General features: G+C 63.8%; 14 protein-coding genes. 11 read left to right on the top strand and 3 right to left on the bottom strand.

Annotated elements, in window-relative coordinates; translation table 11 throughout:
- The 6 genes from EOA79_RS19910 to EOA79_RS19935 form a co-directional block, all read left to right on the top strand.
- A partial coding sequence (locus EOA79_RS19910; RefSeq protein ID WP_164893897.1) for a type II and III secretion system protein family protein occupies window positions 1-1,117 on the top strand: 1,117 nt, incomplete at its 5' end.
- Window positions 1,118-1,131: 14 nt separating this feature from the next.
- Window positions 1,132-1,869, top strand: coding sequence for a CpaD family pilus assembly protein (locus EOA79_RS19915; RefSeq protein WP_095824213.1), 738 nt, complete (start codon window positions 1,132-1,134; stop codon window positions 1,867-1,869).
- 31 nt (window positions 1,870-1,900) lie between these two features.
- A complete protein-coding gene (locus tag EOA79_RS19920; protein ID WP_170950412.1) occupies window positions 1,901-3,184 on the top strand; it encodes a CpaE family protein in 1,284 nt (427 codons plus the stop codon).
- 30 nt (window positions 3,185-3,214) lie between these two features.
- Complete coding sequence (locus EOA79_RS19925; protein WP_067324583.1) at window positions 3,215-4,714, top strand: CpaF family protein; 1,500 nt, start codon at window positions 3,215-3,217, stop codon at window positions 4,712-4,714.
- A gap of 131 nt (window positions 4,715-4,845) precedes the next feature.
- Window positions 4,846-5,859 carry a type II secretion system F family protein gene (locus tag EOA79_RS19930; RefSeq protein ID WP_095824212.1) on the top strand — a complete coding sequence of 338 codons (1,014 nt, stop codon included), beginning with the start codon at window positions 4,846-4,848 and terminating at the stop codon, window positions 5,857-5,859.
- A gap of 13 nt (window positions 5,860-5,872) precedes the next feature.
- The gene (locus EOA79_RS19935; RefSeq protein WP_095824211.1) at window positions 5,873-6,889 is read left to right on the top strand and encodes a type II secretion system F family protein; all 1,017 of its coding nucleotides are present in this window, start codon (window positions 5,873-5,875) and stop codon (window positions 6,887-6,889) included.
- 186 nt (window positions 6,890-7,075) lie between these two features.
- On the opposite strand, the gene EOA79_RS19940 is transcribed toward EOA79_RS19935, so the two are convergent.
- Window positions 7,076-7,903, bottom strand: a complete 828-nt coding sequence (locus tag EOA79_RS19940) for a tetratricopeptide repeat protein (RefSeq protein WP_095799347.1) — start codon at window positions 7,901-7,903, stop codon at window positions 7,076-7,078.
- Window positions 7,904-8,025: 122 nt separating this feature from the next.
- On the opposite strand from EOA79_RS19940, the gene EOA79_RS19945 reads away from it, so the two are divergent.
- The 5 genes from EOA79_RS19945 to pdeM all read left to right on the top strand — a co-directional run bounded on the left by EOA79_RS19945 (window position 8,026) and on the right by pdeM (window position 14,220).
- Entirely contained in the window at window positions 8,026-9,390 is a 1,365-nt protein-coding gene (locus EOA79_RS19945; protein ID WP_095824210.1) for a leucyl aminopeptidase family protein, read from the top strand.
- Between the two features lie 73 nt (window positions 9,391-9,463).
- Window positions 9,464-9,814, top strand: a complete 351-nt coding sequence (locus EOA79_RS19950; RefSeq protein ID WP_066996450.1) for a MarR family winged helix-turn-helix transcriptional regulator — start codon at window positions 9,464-9,466, stop codon at window positions 9,812-9,814.
- A 50-nt stretch (window positions 9,815-9,864) separates the two neighbouring features.
- Entirely contained in the window at window positions 9,865-10,725 is an 861-nt protein-coding gene (locus EOA79_RS19955) for an NlpC/P60 family protein (RefSeq protein ID WP_095824209.1), read from the top strand.
- A 230-nt stretch (window positions 10,726-10,955) separates the two neighbouring features.
- A complete protein-coding gene (locus EOA79_RS19960) occupies window positions 10,956-13,487 on the top strand; it encodes a ligase-associated DNA damage response DEXH box helicase (RefSeq protein ID WP_095824398.1) in 2,532 nt (843 codons plus the stop codon).
- Window positions 13,488-13,503: 16 nt separating this feature from the next.
- Window positions 13,504-14,220: a ligase-associated DNA damage response endonuclease PdeM gene (gene pdeM, locus EOA79_RS19965; RefSeq protein ID WP_067324589.1), complete on the top strand. Its 717-nt coding sequence runs from the start codon at window positions 13,504-13,506 to the stop codon at window positions 14,218-14,220.
- A gap of 7 nt (window positions 14,221-14,227) precedes the next feature.
- On the opposite strand, the gene EOA79_RS19970 is transcribed toward pdeM, so the two are convergent.
- Both EOA79_RS19970 and EOA79_RS19975 read right to left on the bottom strand, forming a co-directional pair.
- Window positions 14,228-15,163 carry a DmsC/YnfH family molybdoenzyme membrane anchor subunit gene (locus EOA79_RS19970; RefSeq protein ID WP_095824208.1) on the bottom strand — a complete coding sequence of 312 codons (936 nt, stop codon included), beginning with the start codon at window positions 15,161-15,163 and terminating at the stop codon, window positions 14,228-14,230.
- A 12-nt stretch (window positions 15,164-15,175) separates the two neighbouring features.
- On the bottom strand, window positions 15,176-15,910 hold the full coding sequence (locus EOA79_RS19975) for a 4Fe-4S dicluster domain-containing protein (protein WP_095824207.1): 735 nt from the start codon (window positions 15,908-15,910) through the stop codon (window positions 15,176-15,178).
- Window positions 15,911-15,960 lie beyond the last annotated feature (50 nt).

Raw genomic sequence — 15,960 nt, forward strand, 5'->3', positions numbered from 1 at the left:
GCTGAACGACAACGTGATTCTCACCGGCAATGTCGATACACCGCTCGACGCCAAGCGCGCCGTCGACCTGGCCACCATCTTCGTCTCGGGCGGTGAAGCGACGACCGGCCAATATTCGCAGACGGCCGCCGGCGGGTCCGCCAATGGCGGCGTCGACATCAACAATCCCGACCAGGAGCGCCGGGTCTCCAAGATCGTCAATCTGCTGCAGATCATCGGCGACGATCAGGTGACGCTGAAGGTCACGGTGGCCGAAGTCAGCCGCTCGGTGATGAAGCAGCTCGGCGTCAACATGATGGCCAGCGGCGGCAGCAACGGCATCTCCTGGGGCGCGCTCAGCGACCCTTACACTGGTCTCGGTAAGCCGCTGTCGAACGCGGGCCTAGGTATCAGTGCGTCCGGGCTGCAGTCCTATATCAACGCAATGGAGCAGTCGGGGGTCATGAAGACCTTGGCCGAGCCGACCTTGACCGCCGTGTCGGGGGAGAAGGCGACCTTCAAGGTCGGCGGCGAATACAACATGGTGACCAATGTTTCCGCCAACGTCTCCAACGACAACCAGACCGGCCTGAAGACCTATCAGATCGAGAAGATCGAATACGGCATCGGATTGGAGTTTCAGCCGGTGGTGCTGTCACCCGGCCGCATCAGCCTGAAGGTGAGAACGTCGGTTTCCGAACCGACAACCGAGGGCTCCGTGTCGGCATCCACGGATAACAGCAGCATCGGCATGAACGCTTTGTCGCTCCGCAAACGCCTGGCCGATACGACGGTGGAACTGCCTTCCGGCGGCTCGATGATGATCGCAGGCCTCGTGCGCGACGACGTCAGGCAGGCCGTCGTTGGATTGCCCGGACTGACCAAGATTCCGGTGCTCGGCGCGCTCTTCCGCAGCCGCGACTTCGTGCGCAACGAGAGCGAGCTCGTGATCATCATCACGCCCTATCTGGCGCGGCCCGTGGCGCGCAACGAATTGGCCAAGCCCGACGATAATTTCAATGCGCCGAGCGACGGCGCTGGCATGTTCCTCGGTCGCGTCAATCGCGTCTACGGCACCATGCAGACCGATAGGCCACCTGGCCGTTACCACGGCGTTGTCGGCTTCATCTACAAGTGAGCGGGAAAGCGGACATGTCCAACTCAACATTGAAGGCCATGACGATCGCAGCGGCACAATCGGGCCGCGGACGGTTCCGCGGGTCGGCTCCGGTCCTGGCGATCGCCCTTGCGGCGTCGCTCGCCGGATGCGCCAACTTCCATCGCGATAGTGTGACAGTGGGCTCCATTCCGGACGACTACCGCACCAATCATCCGATCGTTATCGCCGAGAAGAACCAGAAGATCGACCTCCCGGTCGGCGCCGGTGATCGCGGCATGACGGCTTCGCAGCGCGACACTCTGCTCGGCTTCCTCGACGGCTACGACAGGAGCGCCGCGCCGGCGCTGACGATCGCGGCCCCGGTGGGTTCCGCGAACCAGGCCGCCGCCCAAGCCGCGAGCCGCGATTTCGCCAGACTTGCGATGGCCGCAGGCGTCAAGCGCAACAATATCATCATGACCTCCTATCAGTCGGCCGTGCCCGAGGCTTCGGCGCCGGTCCGCGTGGCCTTCGTGGCGGTGAGGGCACAGACCGACAAATGCGGGCGTTGGCCCGAGGATCTGACCGAGACTTCCGAGAACAAGCACTACGCCGATTTCGGGTGCTCCTATCAGAACAACCTCGCCGCCCAGATGGCCAATCCCAACGATCTGCTCGGGCCACGCAAGCAGTCCGACATCGATGCCGAAAATCGCGGCGCGGTGATCGACGTCTATCGGGCGAGAGGCATTTCGGATGAGTTCCTCGGCAATTCGGAAGTGACTTACTGAGCCCGCGGCGGATCACGGAAAGAGCATGACGATGAGCAATCTTGCCTACGACACGCCTGCCGATACCGGCGATCTTTCGCAACAGGACATCGCCGCCATGCAGGCGCTGCGCCCGGTGCCGCGCATCTCGATCCAGGCTTTCTGCGAGACCGAAGGCGTCGCAAATCCGATCGGGCGCGCCGGCGAGGATCGTCGCATGGCCAAGGCCCATCTCAAGGTCCATATGGGCGGCATCGCCACCGCGATCGAATTCTACCAGTCGGCGCCGACGCCAAACCTGATCCTGCTGGAATCGCGCAGCGAGCCGAAACAGCTGCTGGAGCAGCTCGCTCAGCTCGCCGAATACTGTGATCCGACCTCGAAGGTCGTGGTCATCGGCCATTACAACGATGTCGGCCTCTACCGAGAGCTTATCCGTTCGGGCATTTCCGAATATGTCATCGCGCCGGTCTCGATGACCGATATCGTCAGCGTCGTCTCGTCGATCTTCGTCGATCCCGAGTCCGATCCGATCGGCCGCTCCATCGCCTTCATCGGCGCCAAGGGCGGCGTCGGCTCCTCGACGATCGCCCACAACGTCGCCTGGGCGATGTCGTCCTTGTTCAAGTCCGAAGTCGTCGTCGCCGATCTCGATCTCGCCTTCGGCACCGCCAATATCAACTTCGACCGGGACCCCGCGCAGGGCATCGCCGAGGCGGTGTTTTCGCCCGAGCGCGTCGATGAGGTCTATCTCGACCGGCTGCTCGCGCAATGCGCCGAGCATTTGTCGCTGCTGGCGGCACCGTCCACGCTCGAGCGCGTCTATGATTTCGATCCGGACGCCTTCTCCCAGGTCATCGAAACGGCGCAGCGCAGCGCGCCCTTGCTCGTGCTCGACGTCCCTCACGTCTGGAGCGGTTGGACCAAGAGCACGCTGATCAAGGCCGACGAGATCGTCATCACGGCCACGCCAGAACTCGCCAATCTGCGCAACACCAAGAATATGGTCGACATGCTGAAGCGGCTGCGTCCGAACGACCCGCCGCCGAAGCTGATCATCAACCAGGCGGGCGTTCCGAAACGCCCGGAGATCGCGGCATCGGATTTTTCCGAACCGCTCGGCATCACACCCATGGCGGTGATCAATTTCGAGCCGCTGCTGTTCGGCAACGCGGCCAACAACGGCCGCATGCTCGGCGAAATGGACGCCAAGAGTCCGGTTGTCGGCACGATCAACGAAATAGCGCATGTGCTGACAGGGCGCAGCGAGATCAAGGCGAAGAAGAAGGCAAGCCTTGGAGCCATCCTCGGCAAGCTTTCACGCAGCAAGAAGTGACGCTCGCTGAGCGGCATCGGGTAGTCGATCATGTTTGGTAAAAGAGGCACAGACGACGGCAGCCGGGCAGCTCCCGAATTCCGTCCGCCAGCACCTCCTCCGGCCGCTCCCGCTCCGGCTGGGACGATCGCTGTCGATCGGCCGGCCGCGCCCGCGCCGAGCACGCCCGCCGCGTCCCCCGTTCGCCGTCCGGTGGAGGCGCCGCCGATGGCGCCCGAGCCGCCGAAAAGGGTCCAGCGCGAGCGCAGCGAAACCTACTATGACACCAAGAGCCAGGTGTTTTCCGCGCTCATCGACACGATCGATCTTTCGCAGCTCGCCAAGCTCGATCCGGAAAGCGCGCGCGAGGAAATCCGCGACATCGTCAACGACATCATCGCGATCAAGAATTTCGCGATGTCGATCTCCGAGCAGGAAGAGCTGCTCGAGGATATCTGCAACGACGTGCTCGGCTATGGGCCGCTGGAGCCGCTGCTCGCGCGCGACGACATCGCCGACATCATGGTCAACGGTTCAAAGAACGTCTACATCGAAGTCAACGGCAAGGTCGAACCGACCAGCATTCGCTTCCGCGACAACCAGCAACTGCTCAACATCTGCCAGCGCATCGTCAGCCAGGTCGGCCGCCGCGTCGACGAATCGAGCCCGATCTGCGACGCGCGCCTTCCCGACGGCTCGCGCGTCAACGTGATCGCGCCGCCGCTGTCGCTTGATGGCACCGCGCTCACCATCCGCAAGTTCAAGAAGGACAAGCTGACGCTCGACCAGCTGGTCAAGTTCGGCGCCATCTCGCCGCAAGGCGCGGAGATCCTGAAGATCATCGGCCGCGTCCGCTGCAACGTCGTCATCTCGGGCGGTACCGGCTCGGGCAAAACGACGCTGCTCAACTGCCTGACCAACTACATCGATCGCGAGGAGCGGGTCATCACCTGCGAGGACTCGGCCGAGCTGCAGCTGCAGCAGCCGCACGTGGTGCGTCTCGAAACCAGGCCGCCCAATCTCGAAGGCGAGGGCGAGGTGACCATGCGCGATCTCGTCAAGAACTGCCTGCGCATGCGGCCCGAACGGATCATCGTCGGCGAGGTGCGCGGACCGGAAGTGTTCGACCTTCTGCAGGCGATGAACACCGGCCATGACGGCTCGATGGGAACGATCCACTCCAACAGCCCGCGCGAATGCCTGAACCGTATTGAATCGATGATCGCCATGGGCGGTTATTCACTGCCGCAGAGGACGGTGCGCGAGATCGTCGTCGGCTCGGTGGACGTGATCATCCAGGCGGCTCGTCTGCGCGACGGCTCGCGCCGCATCACCCACATCACCGAGGTGATCGGCATGGAAGGCGACGTCATCATCACCCAGGACCTCGTCCTCTACAACATCAAGGGCGAGGACGCGAGCGGCCGTCTGATCGGCGAGCATGTCTCCACCGGCATCGGCCGGCCGCATTTCTGGGATCGTGCCCGCTACTATGGCGAGGAGCAGCGCCTCGCCAACGCGCTCGAGGCCATGGAGAAACGCGCTGACTAGAGCAGTTCCAGGGAAGGTGCGTAGCGGTTTTCTGTCCGGAATTGCGTAAAAACAAATACTTAGAGTGGGTCAGCGCTTTTATAAAAAGCTGAACCGCTCTAGTGCATCTGGAGGTGTAGGGGACCCGGTCGATGTTCGGAATTGACACCACGGTTATGGCTTTCGTCGTGCTCGCGGGCCTCAGCGCCGGCGCGATAGCCTATGCCTTCCTGGTCAAGCGCATCGATAACGAGAAGCAGGCCGGCAAGCGCCTTGAAACGATCAAGACGGCCGAGACCGACCGATCGGTGGTGAAGGCTACGCGCGACCGCGCCGCGGAAGCGGTCAGACGGCGCAAGACGCTTCAGGATTCGCTCAAGCAGCTCGACGAAAAGCAGAAAACCAATGACCGCAACGTCAAGAAACCGCCGCTGAGGGCCCAGATCCGCCAGGCCGGCATGACCGTCTCCCTCGAGCGCTTCTACATCTACTCGGTGATCTGCGGCATCGTGCTTACGATCCTCGCCTTTCTTGCCGGCGCGCCGTTGCTGGTCCTGCCCGGCGCTCTCTTGGCCGGAGCCCTCGGCCTGCCGCGCTGGTTCGTCTCGTTTCGTCGCGCGCGCCGGGTGAAGGCCTTCCTGGAGGAATTCCCGAATGCCCTCGACATCATCGTGCGTGCGGTGAAGTCTGGTCTGCCGCTCAACGACGCGATCCGCCTGATCGCCAATGAATCCCCGGAGCCGGTCCGCTCCGAATTCCGCCGTATCGTCGATTCCCAGCAGATGGGTATGTCGATCCCCGATGCCACGATGCGCATGTCCGAGACCATGCCATGCACCGAGGCCGGCTTCTTCGGCATCGTCATCCAGATCCAGTCGCAGGCCGGCGGCAATCTCTCCGAAGCGCTGGGCAACCTTTCGCGCGTGCTGCGCGACCGCAAGAAGATGAAGGCCAAGGTACAGGCGCTGTCGATGGAAGCAAAGGCATCCGCCGTCATCATCGGCGCCCTGCCGTTCGTCGTCGCCTTTCTCGTCTATCTGACAAGTCCGAACTACATCATGCCGCTATTCACCACCAGCGTCGGCAATCTGATCCTCGGCTGCTCCGGCGTCTGGATGTCGATCGGCATCCTGGTGATGCGCAAGATGATGAACTTCGAAGTGTAGGGACGCGGATCCAATGACAGACCAGGTCGTCAAGACGCTAACCGATCCTTCGTTTCTTATCGCGCTCCTGGTCGGCATCGCGGTTTTTGCGACCGTCTTCACGCTCCTGCCTGCGCTTGGCGGCAATCAGCTCAAGGCGCGCATGAAAACCGTGGCGCTCGAGCGTGATGAGCTGCGCGCCAAGCAGCGTCAGCGGCTCGCCAATGAAGCCGATCGCCGCCGCAAGGGTTTGCGCGAGGAACAGTCGATCGGCATGCGCAACATCGTCGAACGGCTGGATCTCAAGCGCGCGCTTGCCGACGAAGGCACGCTGCAGAAGTTGAAAGTTGCAGGCTTCCGCGGCCAGAATCCGCTGACGCGCTTCCTGTTCTTTCGTCTGATCCTGCCCTTTGTCGGATTCGCGCTCGCGGCGATCTACCTGTTCCTTCTCGGCGGTCTGGCGCAGCAGCCTGCCTTCATCAAGCTGTTCGTCTGCATTCTTGTAGCCTATGGCGGCTTCTATGCGCCGATCCTCTACGTCAACAACCGCGCCACCAAACGCAAGCAGTCGATCCAACTGGCATGGCCGGACGCGCTCGACCTGATGCTGATCTGCGTCGAATCCGGCATGTCGGTGGAAGCAGCGCTTCGCAAGGTCGCCGACGAGATCGGTACTCAGTCCGTCGCCCTCGCCGAGGAATTCGTGCTCACCAATGCCGAGCTCTCCTATCTGCAGGACCGCAGGGTCGCTTACGAGAACCTGGCAAGCCGCACCGGTCTAGATTCGGTGAAGGCGGTGACTCAGGCCCTGGTCCAGGCGGAGCGCTACGGCACGCCGGTGGCGCATGCGCTGCGCGTGCTCGCCTCAGAAAGCCGCGACATGCGTATGAATGCGGCCGAAAAGAAGGCCGCAGCACTGCCGCCGAAGCTCACCGTGCCGATGATCCTCTTCTTCCTGCCGGTTCTGTTCGCCATCATTCTAGGGCCGGCCGGCATCCAGGTCAGCCAGCGCGGCATCTTTGGCGATCAGCACAATTCCAGCAGCCAATAGGCGAAGCCATCGAAGTCATGACAGAAGCCGCGTGGCAGGCGCCGCGCGGCTTTGCTGTCTGGCCCAGCCTTGAAGCAATTCCAGGAAAAGTGTGTAACGGTTTTCCGTCCGGAATTGCGGAAAAAACAAACAGCTAGAGCAACTCGCGGTTTCCGTAGAACGATGACCTCTGTAGGTGCCGGGCAGTCAGTTGGTCGCGACCTTCGCCTTGCCCTTGTCCTGATCCTTGAGTTGGCTCCAGGCATTCTGCTGCGCAAGCATCTGGCGCAGATAGGCGATATTGGCCTGCGCCTGCTCCGGCGAAAGCTCCTGCGAGGCGATCTTTTCGGCCTCGTCGAAACGACCCTGCAGGCCGACGACCAGCGCCAGGTTCTGCCGCACCCGGCTGTCGGCGTTGGGTTGCTGCGCGGCCGAGCGCATATAGGTCTCGGCGGTGCGCAGATCCCCCTCCAGCACATAGGACATGCCGAGATTGGAAAGGATCGAGGGTTCGTTCGGCTTGAGCTCGAGCGCCTTCCGGTAGTCCTGACGTGCCTCGTCCCGCTGCCCCATCTGGTCAAGGATGGCGGCTTCAGCCGAAACCAGGCGCCAGTCCGGATATTCCGGCGTCTGCGCGCGGCGCACCGCATCGAGCGCCTGCTCGAACTGCCCGTTGGCGGCAAGCGCCTTGCCGTAGGCGGCGAGCACGTCGCGGTCCTTGGGGTAGGCTATCGCGAGCTTGCGCATCACCGCCAGCGACTGGTCGGCGTCGCCATCCATCTGCAGCGCCGCGGCATAGTTGGTGGCGATGCGTTTGTCATTCGGGTTCCGGGCGTAGGATTCGCCGAGCCTGGTCGTGGCACTGTGCAGTTCGCTGGCCGACATCGTTTCCAGGGGCCGGTTGTCGGAGCGGGAAATGGAGCCGGTCGTGAACTTGCTGGTACTGCCGCAGCCGGCCACGCTGGCCGCCAGCACCGCCATCAATGCCGTGGTGACCAGACGCTTGCTTGTGAAGGTCAACGCTTTGATCGGCATCGGCGCCTATCTCCATTCCTGCGCGGCCATTAAGCTGGCCGTCTTCCCTCCCACAGAAATATTCTGTTAACCCTAACGGATCGTTAAGAAGCCGACTCGCCGTGCCGGCCGGAGACCATCGAATGCCTGTCGAACTTATTGACCAGAAACCGGAAGCAGCCTTGCCAGTCTACCTGGTGGGAAAGGATGGCCTCGACGGCACTGGCCTTTCCCCTTCCGTCATCGCTTGGGCACGGGCCAACGGCTTTTCCGGCGAGGCGGGCCGCACGCTCGTTCTGCCGGCCGAAGGTGGCGGTCTCGCCGGCGCGCTGTTCGGCACCGGCGACGGCGAGAGCCAGCTTGCCGTGGGCGCCCTGGCGCGGGCGCTGCCCGAGGGTGAATGGCATTTCGCTCAGGATCTGCCAGCGCCCGATCTTGCGGCGCTGGCCGTCGTCCTCGGCGGCTACGCCTTCACCCGCTACGGCAAGAAACCCGGCAGGGCGTTGCGCTTCGCGCTGCCGTCGGGCGCCGACGGCGCGCATGTGCGCCGCACCGCCGAGGCTATTTTCCTGACGCGCGATCTCGTCAACACGCCGACGAGCGACATGGGGCCGGATGAGTTCGAGGAGGCTGTCCGGGCATTGGCAGCCGGGCACGGCGCCGACGTCTCCGTCGTCAAGGGTGACGATCTCCTGGCGCGGAATTTTCCGATGATCCATGCCGTCGGCCGCGCCTCGGCCGGCGCGCCGAGGCTGATTGACATGACCTGGGGCCCGAGCGACGCGCCGAAGGTGACGCTGGTCGGCAAGGGCGTCTGCTTCGACACCGGCGGCCTCGACATCAAGCCGTCGTCGGGCATGCTGCTGATGAAGAAGGACATGGGCGGCGCCGCCAACGTGCTGGGTCTCGCCTCGATGATCATGGCGGCGAAACGGAATGTGCGGCTGCGCGTGCTGATCCCTGCGGTCGAGAATTCGATCGCCGGCAATGCCTTCCGGCCTGGCGACGTGCTGAGGAGTCGCAAGGGGATAACGGTGGAGATCGGCAACACCGATGCTGAAGGCCGGCTAGTGCTGGCCGACGCTCTGGCGCTTGCCGACGAGGAAAGGCCGGCCCTGCTGTTCGACATGGCGACCTTGACCGGAGCGGCCCGTGTTGCGCTCGGCCCCGATCTGCCGCCCTTCTACACCGGCGACGAGGCACTGGCGTCCGACCTGGCTGCGGCTTCGGTTGCTGTCGAGGATCCGCTGTGGCGCATGCCGCTGTGGCGTCCCTATGACGCGAAGCTTTCCTCGAAGATCGCCGACGTCAACAATGTCACGACGGACGGCTTCGCCGGATCGATCACGGCGGCGCTCTTCCTCAAGCGCTTTGTCGAGAAGACCCCCGGCTGGGCGCATCTCGACATCTTCGCCTGGAACCCGAGTGATCGCCCATACGGCTTGACGGGGGGTGAAGCGCAAGGCATTCGCGCGCTGGAACGAGTGATCTCGAAGCGCTTCTGGTGAGTGTGACGAGAAAACTGGAAAAGCCGTCGCGGACTGAAACGGAAGCGAAACAATTTCCCGTCATGCTTGGCGGATGTCGATCTCGATGCGCCCGAGCCAGGCCTTGCGACTGTGGCAGCAGGTATTGCTGTCGCAGGTGCGCGACGACGCGCCCGACCTCACCATGCGCCAGACCGCGATCCTGCTCACCATCTACCTCGATCCGCCGCCGCATACGGTGCGCGGGCTGGCCGCGAGGCTCAACGTCACCAAGCCGGTCATTACCCGCGCGCTCGACACGATGGGCGCGCTGAAGCTGGTCTCGCGCCACCGCGACGAGCTCGACAAGCGCAACGTGCTGATCCGGCGCACGGTGGAGGGCGCGCTCTTTGTCGAGCGCTTCGGTGATGGTATCGTCGCAAAGGCGCATGAGCTGCCCATCTGACCGACAACTCGTCTGTCTGACCGATAAACCCATTTGACTGGACTACCGATTTGACCGCCAGGGATGCCCGCCTTCACGCCTTTCGTTCCGATCTCGCCGATGCCAGGCTGAAGGGGCAAGTCGCCGCCGACCGCTTTGTCGCCGGCCGCCCGGCGCGGATCACCGCCGCCGTCGCCGACCTGCGCAAGGCTCCGCGCCCCGATGCCGGCATCAACACGCAGGCGCTGTTCGGCGAGGACGTGCTGGTCTTCGAGGTTGCGGAAGGCTGGGCCTGGGTGCAGGCCGAGCGCGACGGCTATGTCGGCTATGCCGCCGACAATGTACTCGGCGCACGTGAGCATGCGCCCACCCACATCGTCTCCGTGCCGCGCACCTTCCTCTATCCCGGACCGGACCTGCGCTTCCCGATCGGCGGGCAACTGTCGATAGGCTCCGCGGTGACGGTGACGGGTTCCGCCGAAACGCGCGGCACGCACTACGCGCTGCTGCCATCCGGCCAGGCCGTCATTGCCCGCCATCTGCGGCCGCTTACCGAGGTTGCAGACGACTTTGTGACGGTCGCCGAAAGCTTCCTCGGCACGCCATACCTCTGGGGCGGCGTCTCCGGCTTCGGCATCGACTGCTCCGGCCTCGTGCAACTGTCGATGCGCATGGCCGGCAAGGATGTGCTGCGCGACTCCGACATGCAGGCGGCATCGATCGGAACGCCGCTCGAGCCATGCCCTGAGTATTCCGGGCTGCAGCGCGGCGACCTCGTCTTCTGGAAGGGCCACGTCGCGATCATGACCGACGCGAAGGACATGATCCACGCCAATGGCCACACGATGCTGGTCTCGCGCGAAGGGCTGAAGGATGCCGTCGAGCGGATCGGCTATCTCTATGGCGGCCCGACCGGGTTCCGCAGGCCTTAGCGCCGCCCTAACCTCTCCCCATGGGAGAGAAGTGGGATTGCCCCGATTTGCTCTTCGCAAGTCGGCTGGCAATCTGGATGAGGGGTAAGTAGCGCCAAGCTGGATCACCCTCATTAGTCTCGGCGCTGCGCGCCGGGCCACCTTCTCCCACACGGGGAGAGGGGAAGAATGATCCCCTTTTGTTCCGATTTTCCTTGGCGATCGCTTGCCAGCGCGCTACCTCTTTGCGCGTGACAGAGCAGCCGCGCCTCGCCGAACAGAATGTCGCCGTCCTTCTCCCCGAGCCGTTCGTAAAATGGTTCGCTGCAAAAGGCTGGTCGCCGCGCGCCCACCAGCTCGAACTGCTGGCGAAGGCTCAAGCCGGCCAATCGGCGCTGCTGATCGCGCCGACCGGCGCCGGCAAGACCCTGGCCGGATTCCTGCCCTCGCTTACCGAGCTCGCCAGGCGTCCGCGCCGCAAGCCCGGTGGGGCGCATCGTGGCATCCACACGCTCTACATCTCGCCGCTCAAGGCGCTGGCCGTCGACATCGAGCGCAATCTCGGCAAGCCGGTCGAGGAGATCGGACTGCCGGTCACCATCGAAACCCGCACCGGCGACACGCCCTCGCACAAGCGCCAGCGGCAAAAGCTCGCACCGCCCGACATCCTGCTCACCACCCCCGAACAGCTCGCGCTTCTGATTGCCTCGGCCGACGCCAGGCGCTTCTTCGAGGATTTGCGTTATGTCGTCCTCGACGAATTGCATTCGCTCGTCACCTCGAAGCGCGGGCATCTTTTGGCGCTAGGCCTGGCGCGGCTGCGCACCTTCGTCCCTGAGCTGCAGACCATCGGCCTGTCGGCTACGGTCGCCGAGCCGGATGAGTTGCGGCGCTGGCTGGTCAGCCAGGCTTCCCCTGAGGCCATGTCCGAGTTAATCGTCGTGACAGGCGGCGCCAAGCCCGACATCTCCATTCTCGATTCCGAAGAGCGGGTGCCATGGGCTGGACATTCCGCCCGCTACGCCACTCCGGAGATCTATCGCGAGGTCAAGCGGCACAAGACGACGCTGCTCTTTGTCAACACGCGCAGCCAGGCCGAGCTGCTGTTTCAGGAGCTGTGGCGCGTCAACGACGACACGTTGCCGATCGCCTTGCATCACGGCTCGCTCGACGTCGCCCAGCGGCGGCGGGTCGAGAAGGCGATGGGCGAAAACGCCTTGCGCGCTATCGTCGCCACCTCGACATTGGACCTGGGCATCGACTGGGGCGATGTCGATCTGGTCGTGCATGTCGGCGCGCCGAAGGGGGCCAGCCGCCTCGCGCAGCGCATCGGCCGCGCCAACCACCGCATGGATGAGCCATCGAAGGCGATCCTGATCCCGGCCAACCGGTTTGAGGTGCTTGAATGCCGTGCCGCGCTCGACGCCAACTATCTCGGCGCGCAGGACACGCCGCCTTTGGTCAATGGCGGGCTCGACGTGCTGGCGCAGCATGTGCTCGGCTGCGCCTGCGGTGCCCCGTTCCACGCCGACGCGCTGTTTGACGAGGTGAGATCGGCTGCGCCCTATGTCAGCCTAGACCGCCCGACATTCGACCGGGTCATCGACTTCGTCGCCACCGGCGGATACGCGCTGAGAAACTACGAGCGCTACGCCCGTATCCGGCAAACCAAGGAAGGCTTGTGGCGAGTATCCAATCCCCGCGTGGCGCAACAGTACCGGCTCAATGTCGGGACCATCATCGAAGTGCCGGCCCTCAACGTTCGTTACGTCCAGGCTGGAAGCAAGGGCGCGGCCTCGCGCGGCGGCAGAGTCTTGGGAAAGATCGAGGAAGCGTTTCTCGAGACCTTGACCTATGGCGACACTTTCATGTTCGCCGGAAGGGTTCTGCGCTTCGAGGGTATCCGCGACAATGAGTGCTTCGTGTCGAATGCTCCCGGAAGCGAAGCAAAGGTGCCCTACTATGGCGGCGGCAAATTCCCGCTTTCGACCTATCTCGCCGAGCAGGTGCGCGCCATGCTCGACGATCCGCAGCGCTGGAAGAAGCTGCCCGAGCAGGTGGCCGATTGGCTGCGGTTTCAGGCCGATAAATCCGTCCTGCCGAAACGGGACGATCTGCTGATCGAGACCTTTCCACGCGGAAACCGGCACTATCTCGTAGCCTATCCATTCGAAGGCAGGCTCGCGCATCAGACGCTGGGCATGCTGCTGACGCGCCGCCTGGATCGAGCGGGCGCCAAACCGGTCGGGTTTGTTGCCACCGACTATGCGTTGGCTATTTGGTCGCTGGCCGACATGGGCTGGATGTTCAAAAACAAAAAACCATCGCTGGCTGCGCTCTTCGATCAGGACATGCTCGGGGACGATCTCGAGGCATGGTTTGCCGACAGTTGGCTGCTCAAGCGCACCTTCCGCAACTGCGCGCTGATTTCCGGACTGATCGAGAAACGTCATCCCGGCAAGGAGAAAAGCGGCCGCCAGGTCACCGTCTCGACAGACCTGATTTATGATGTGCTGCGCAGCCACGAGCCCGACCACATCCTGCTCCAGGCGACGCGTGCCGATGCAGCGACCGGATTGCTCGATGTCAGCAGACTTGCCGAGATGCTCTCGCGCATCCTCGGTCGAATCGTGCATAAGGACCTGGAACAGATATCGCCGCTAGCCGTGCCAATCATGCTCGAAATCGGCAAGATGCCGGTGCATGGCGAGGCGGATGAAACGCTGTTGATGGATGCCGCCACCCTCGTTGAAGAGGCCATGGGGCCGGAGATGGCCGACTGAGAGAAGGCAAGAGGGGATGAATTTTTCGCTGTCGCGCGCAACGCTGATCGCCGAGGCCGACTTTGTCGGCATCGCCGGCGAACGCGCGGTTTGCGACCGGCGCGGCGTGCTCTATTTCCCCGATCTGCGGCTGCTTGCGGTCTCCGACCTGCATCTCGAAAAGGGCTCGTCCTTCGCCAGGCGCGGCGCGCTGATCCCGCCTTATGACACAGGTGCGACCTTGCTGCGCCTGCAGGCCGTGATCGCCGACTACGGTCCGCGGATCGTCGTCAGCCTTGGCGACTCCTTCCACGACGGCGGCGGCGCCGAGCGCATGCATCTAAGCTTCCGCGAGCGGCTGGAGGCGATGATGGCCGGCCGCGACTGGTTCTGGGTTGCCGGCAACCATGATCCGGATGCTCCCGCCGACCTGCCTGGCGAGACGGTGAGGGAACTCGCGATCGGTTCGCTTGTCTTCCGCCATGAACCATCCAAGCTGCGGGTGGAAGGCGAGATCGCCGGCCATCTGCATCCCTGCGCCCGCATCGTCCAGCGCGGCCGCTCGGTCAGGCGGCGCTGCTTCGCCGGTGACGGTGGCCGCATGATCATGCCGGCCTTCGGCGCCTATACCGGCTCGCTCAACGTGCTCGACCGCGCCTATGCCGGACTGTTCCGCCTGGAAACGCTTGTTGCCTACATGCTGGGTGCGGAGCGCATCTTTGCCATTTCCGGCTCGATGCTGCGGCCGGGCTGAAGCGGCTTCATCTGCCGTAATAGAGCGTGACGGTGTGCTTTGCCTCGGCGAAGAACAGCCAGCGTTCGACCAGCATGCCCGCGAATTGCATAAGCGCTGCAAGCAGTGATGCGGCTGCTGCGAAAGGCCATGGCAGGGCGAAGGCGATCACGAGCAAGATGGCCGGCACGGCGAAGGCCAGCACCTGCGTCATTCGCCTCAGCTTCGCGCTATGTTTGCGCGCAATGCGAAAGCCCATCTCCTTGAGCAGGTAATTTTCTTCGGTGTGCGGCCATTCGATGGACCGCACCGTGCCGCCGGCTAGGCCGGTCGCCGTGTTGGCCGTGGTCGGGATTTCCAGCCTGTCGTTGTAACGCCAGGTCGCAAGCTTCCAGCCCCACCCGGCGAGCGTGGCAAGCAGCGCGCCGGCCAGAACCAAGGTTGATCCGGCCCCGAAGCTTCGCAGCAGGCCGTTGAGCAGCACGCCACCCGTCATTGCCGAGAAGATAAGATAAGCCGGCAAAGTATAGCGGCTGTGCCACTGCGCGATCGGTTTCAGCGAGGCATAGATCATTCCGGTCGTGCAGACTGTCACGACGGCGCCGGCGGCAGCCATCAGGCCAACGATGGCGACCCAACCGCCGCTTTTGCCCATCAGCGCCCAGCCAATGCCGAACAGCCCGGCCGGGATGAAGGTCGCCACCGCGGCGATCCCTTCGCGCGACAGCCAGGAGCTTCGCCATTGCGAGAAGGCGCGCCAGGCGCGTTCAGGTCGGCCGAGATGGCCGGTCGAGGAGAACAGGCCGGCCGCGATCAAGCCAAGCGAAAGCGCCATGCCGAGGAGTCCGAGCCAGAACTCGGGCGCGATCAATCCCAGCCCGCCAAGGACGCCGAGCAGCGCCAGCAGGCCGTAGCCGGCCCCGGTGGCGGTGGTGAAGAAGACGACGGAATAGGCGGGATGCATGGCTGCGCGAATTCAGTTCGAAAGCATGCGGTCGATCCAGCCGAAGAAGCCTCCGTCGGTCCGGATCGGTTCCAGCGCCGGCGCGTCCACCTTCGCCGCGCGCTCGGTGCGGGCACGCGGGGGCAGGTATTTGTTGGTCGGCTTGTAGCCAAGCTCGGGCATCAATTCGACGCCGCCACGCTCTTCTACCAGGTGCGAGATTGCCGAGGCGGGATCGCCCAGATCGCCGAAATGCCGGGCGCTGGTCGGGCAGGCGGCGACACAGGCCGGCACGCGGTCCTCTGTCGCCAGATTGTCGTTGTAGATGCGGTCCACACAAAGCGTGCATTTCTTCATCACGCCGACATCCGTATCGAATTCGCGCGCGCCATAGGGACAGGCCCAGCTGCACAGCTTGCAGCCGATGCACTTGTCCTCGTCGACCAGCACGATGCCGTCGGAGGCGCGCTTGTAGGAGGCGCCGGTCGGACAGACGGTGACGCAGGCTGGCTGCTCGCAATGCAGGCAGGAGCGCGGGAAGTTCACCGTGCGGCCGCCTTGTTCGGTCGTGTGCTCATAGCTATGCACGCGGTTGAACCAGACGCCGTCGACACGCCCGCCATACGGCTCGATGTCGGTCAGCGGCGCCATGTGTCCGCCGGTGTTCCATTCCTTGCAAGCGGTGACGCAGGCCTGGCAGCCGACGCAGGTGTCGAGGTCGATGACGAGGCCGAGCTTCTTCTCGGTTTGGGCGGGAAGGCAGGTCATTCGGCGGCTTCCCTTTTTATGCGGAATCCATCGCCGAAGCGAAGCACATC

It is taken from the genome of Mesorhizobium sp. M1A.F.Ca.IN.020.03.2.1 (genome assembly GCF_004023205.1).
In the GTDB taxonomy this organism is placed as follows: domain Bacteria; phylum Pseudomonadota; class Alphaproteobacteria; order Rhizobiales; family Rhizobiaceae; genus Mesorhizobium.

What these genes read in the sequence shown, in the direction of transcription:
- EOA79_RS19925 (WP_067324583.1), top strand. Translation starts at nt 3,215, where the DNA reads ATGTTTGGTAAAAGAGGCACAGACGACGGCAGCCGGGCAGCTCCCGAA.
- EOA79_RS19970 (WP_095824208.1), bottom strand. Translation starts at nt 15,163, where the DNA reads ATGCATCCCGCCTATTCCGTCGTCTTCTTCACCACCGCCACCGGGGCC.
- EOA79_RS19920 (WP_170950412.1), top strand. Translation starts at nt 1,901, where the DNA reads ATGAGCAATCTTGCCTACGACACGCCTGCCGATACCGGCGATCTTTCG.
- EOA79_RS19975 (WP_095824207.1), bottom strand. Translation starts at nt 15,910, where the DNA reads ATGACCTGCCTTCCCGCCCAAACCGAGAAGAAGCTCGGCCTCGTCATC.
- pdeM (WP_067324589.1), top strand. Translation starts at nt 13,504, where the DNA reads ATGAATTTTTCGCTGTCGCGCGCAACGCTGATCGCCGAGGCCGACTTT.
- EOA79_RS19945 (WP_095824210.1), top strand. Translation starts at nt 8,026, where the DNA reads ATGCCTGTCGAACTTATTGACCAGAAACCGGAAGCAGCCTTGCCAGTC.
- EOA79_RS19950 (WP_066996450.1), top strand. Translation starts at nt 9,464, where the DNA reads ATGTCGATCTCGATGCGCCCGAGCCAGGCCTTGCGACTGTGGCAGCAG.
- EOA79_RS19935 (WP_095824211.1), top strand. Translation starts at nt 5,873, where the DNA reads ATGACAGACCAGGTCGTCAAGACGCTAACCGATCCTTCGTTTCTTATC.
- EOA79_RS19915 (WP_095824213.1), top strand. Translation starts at nt 1,132, where the DNA reads ATGTCCAACTCAACATTGAAGGCCATGACGATCGCAGCGGCACAATCG.
- EOA79_RS19930 (WP_095824212.1), top strand. Translation starts at nt 4,846, where the DNA reads ATGTTCGGAATTGACACCACGGTTATGGCTTTCGTCGTGCTCGCGGGC.
- EOA79_RS19940 (WP_095799347.1), bottom strand. Translation starts at nt 7,903, where the DNA reads ATGCCGATCAAAGCGTTGACCTTCACAAGCAAGCGTCTGGTCACCACG.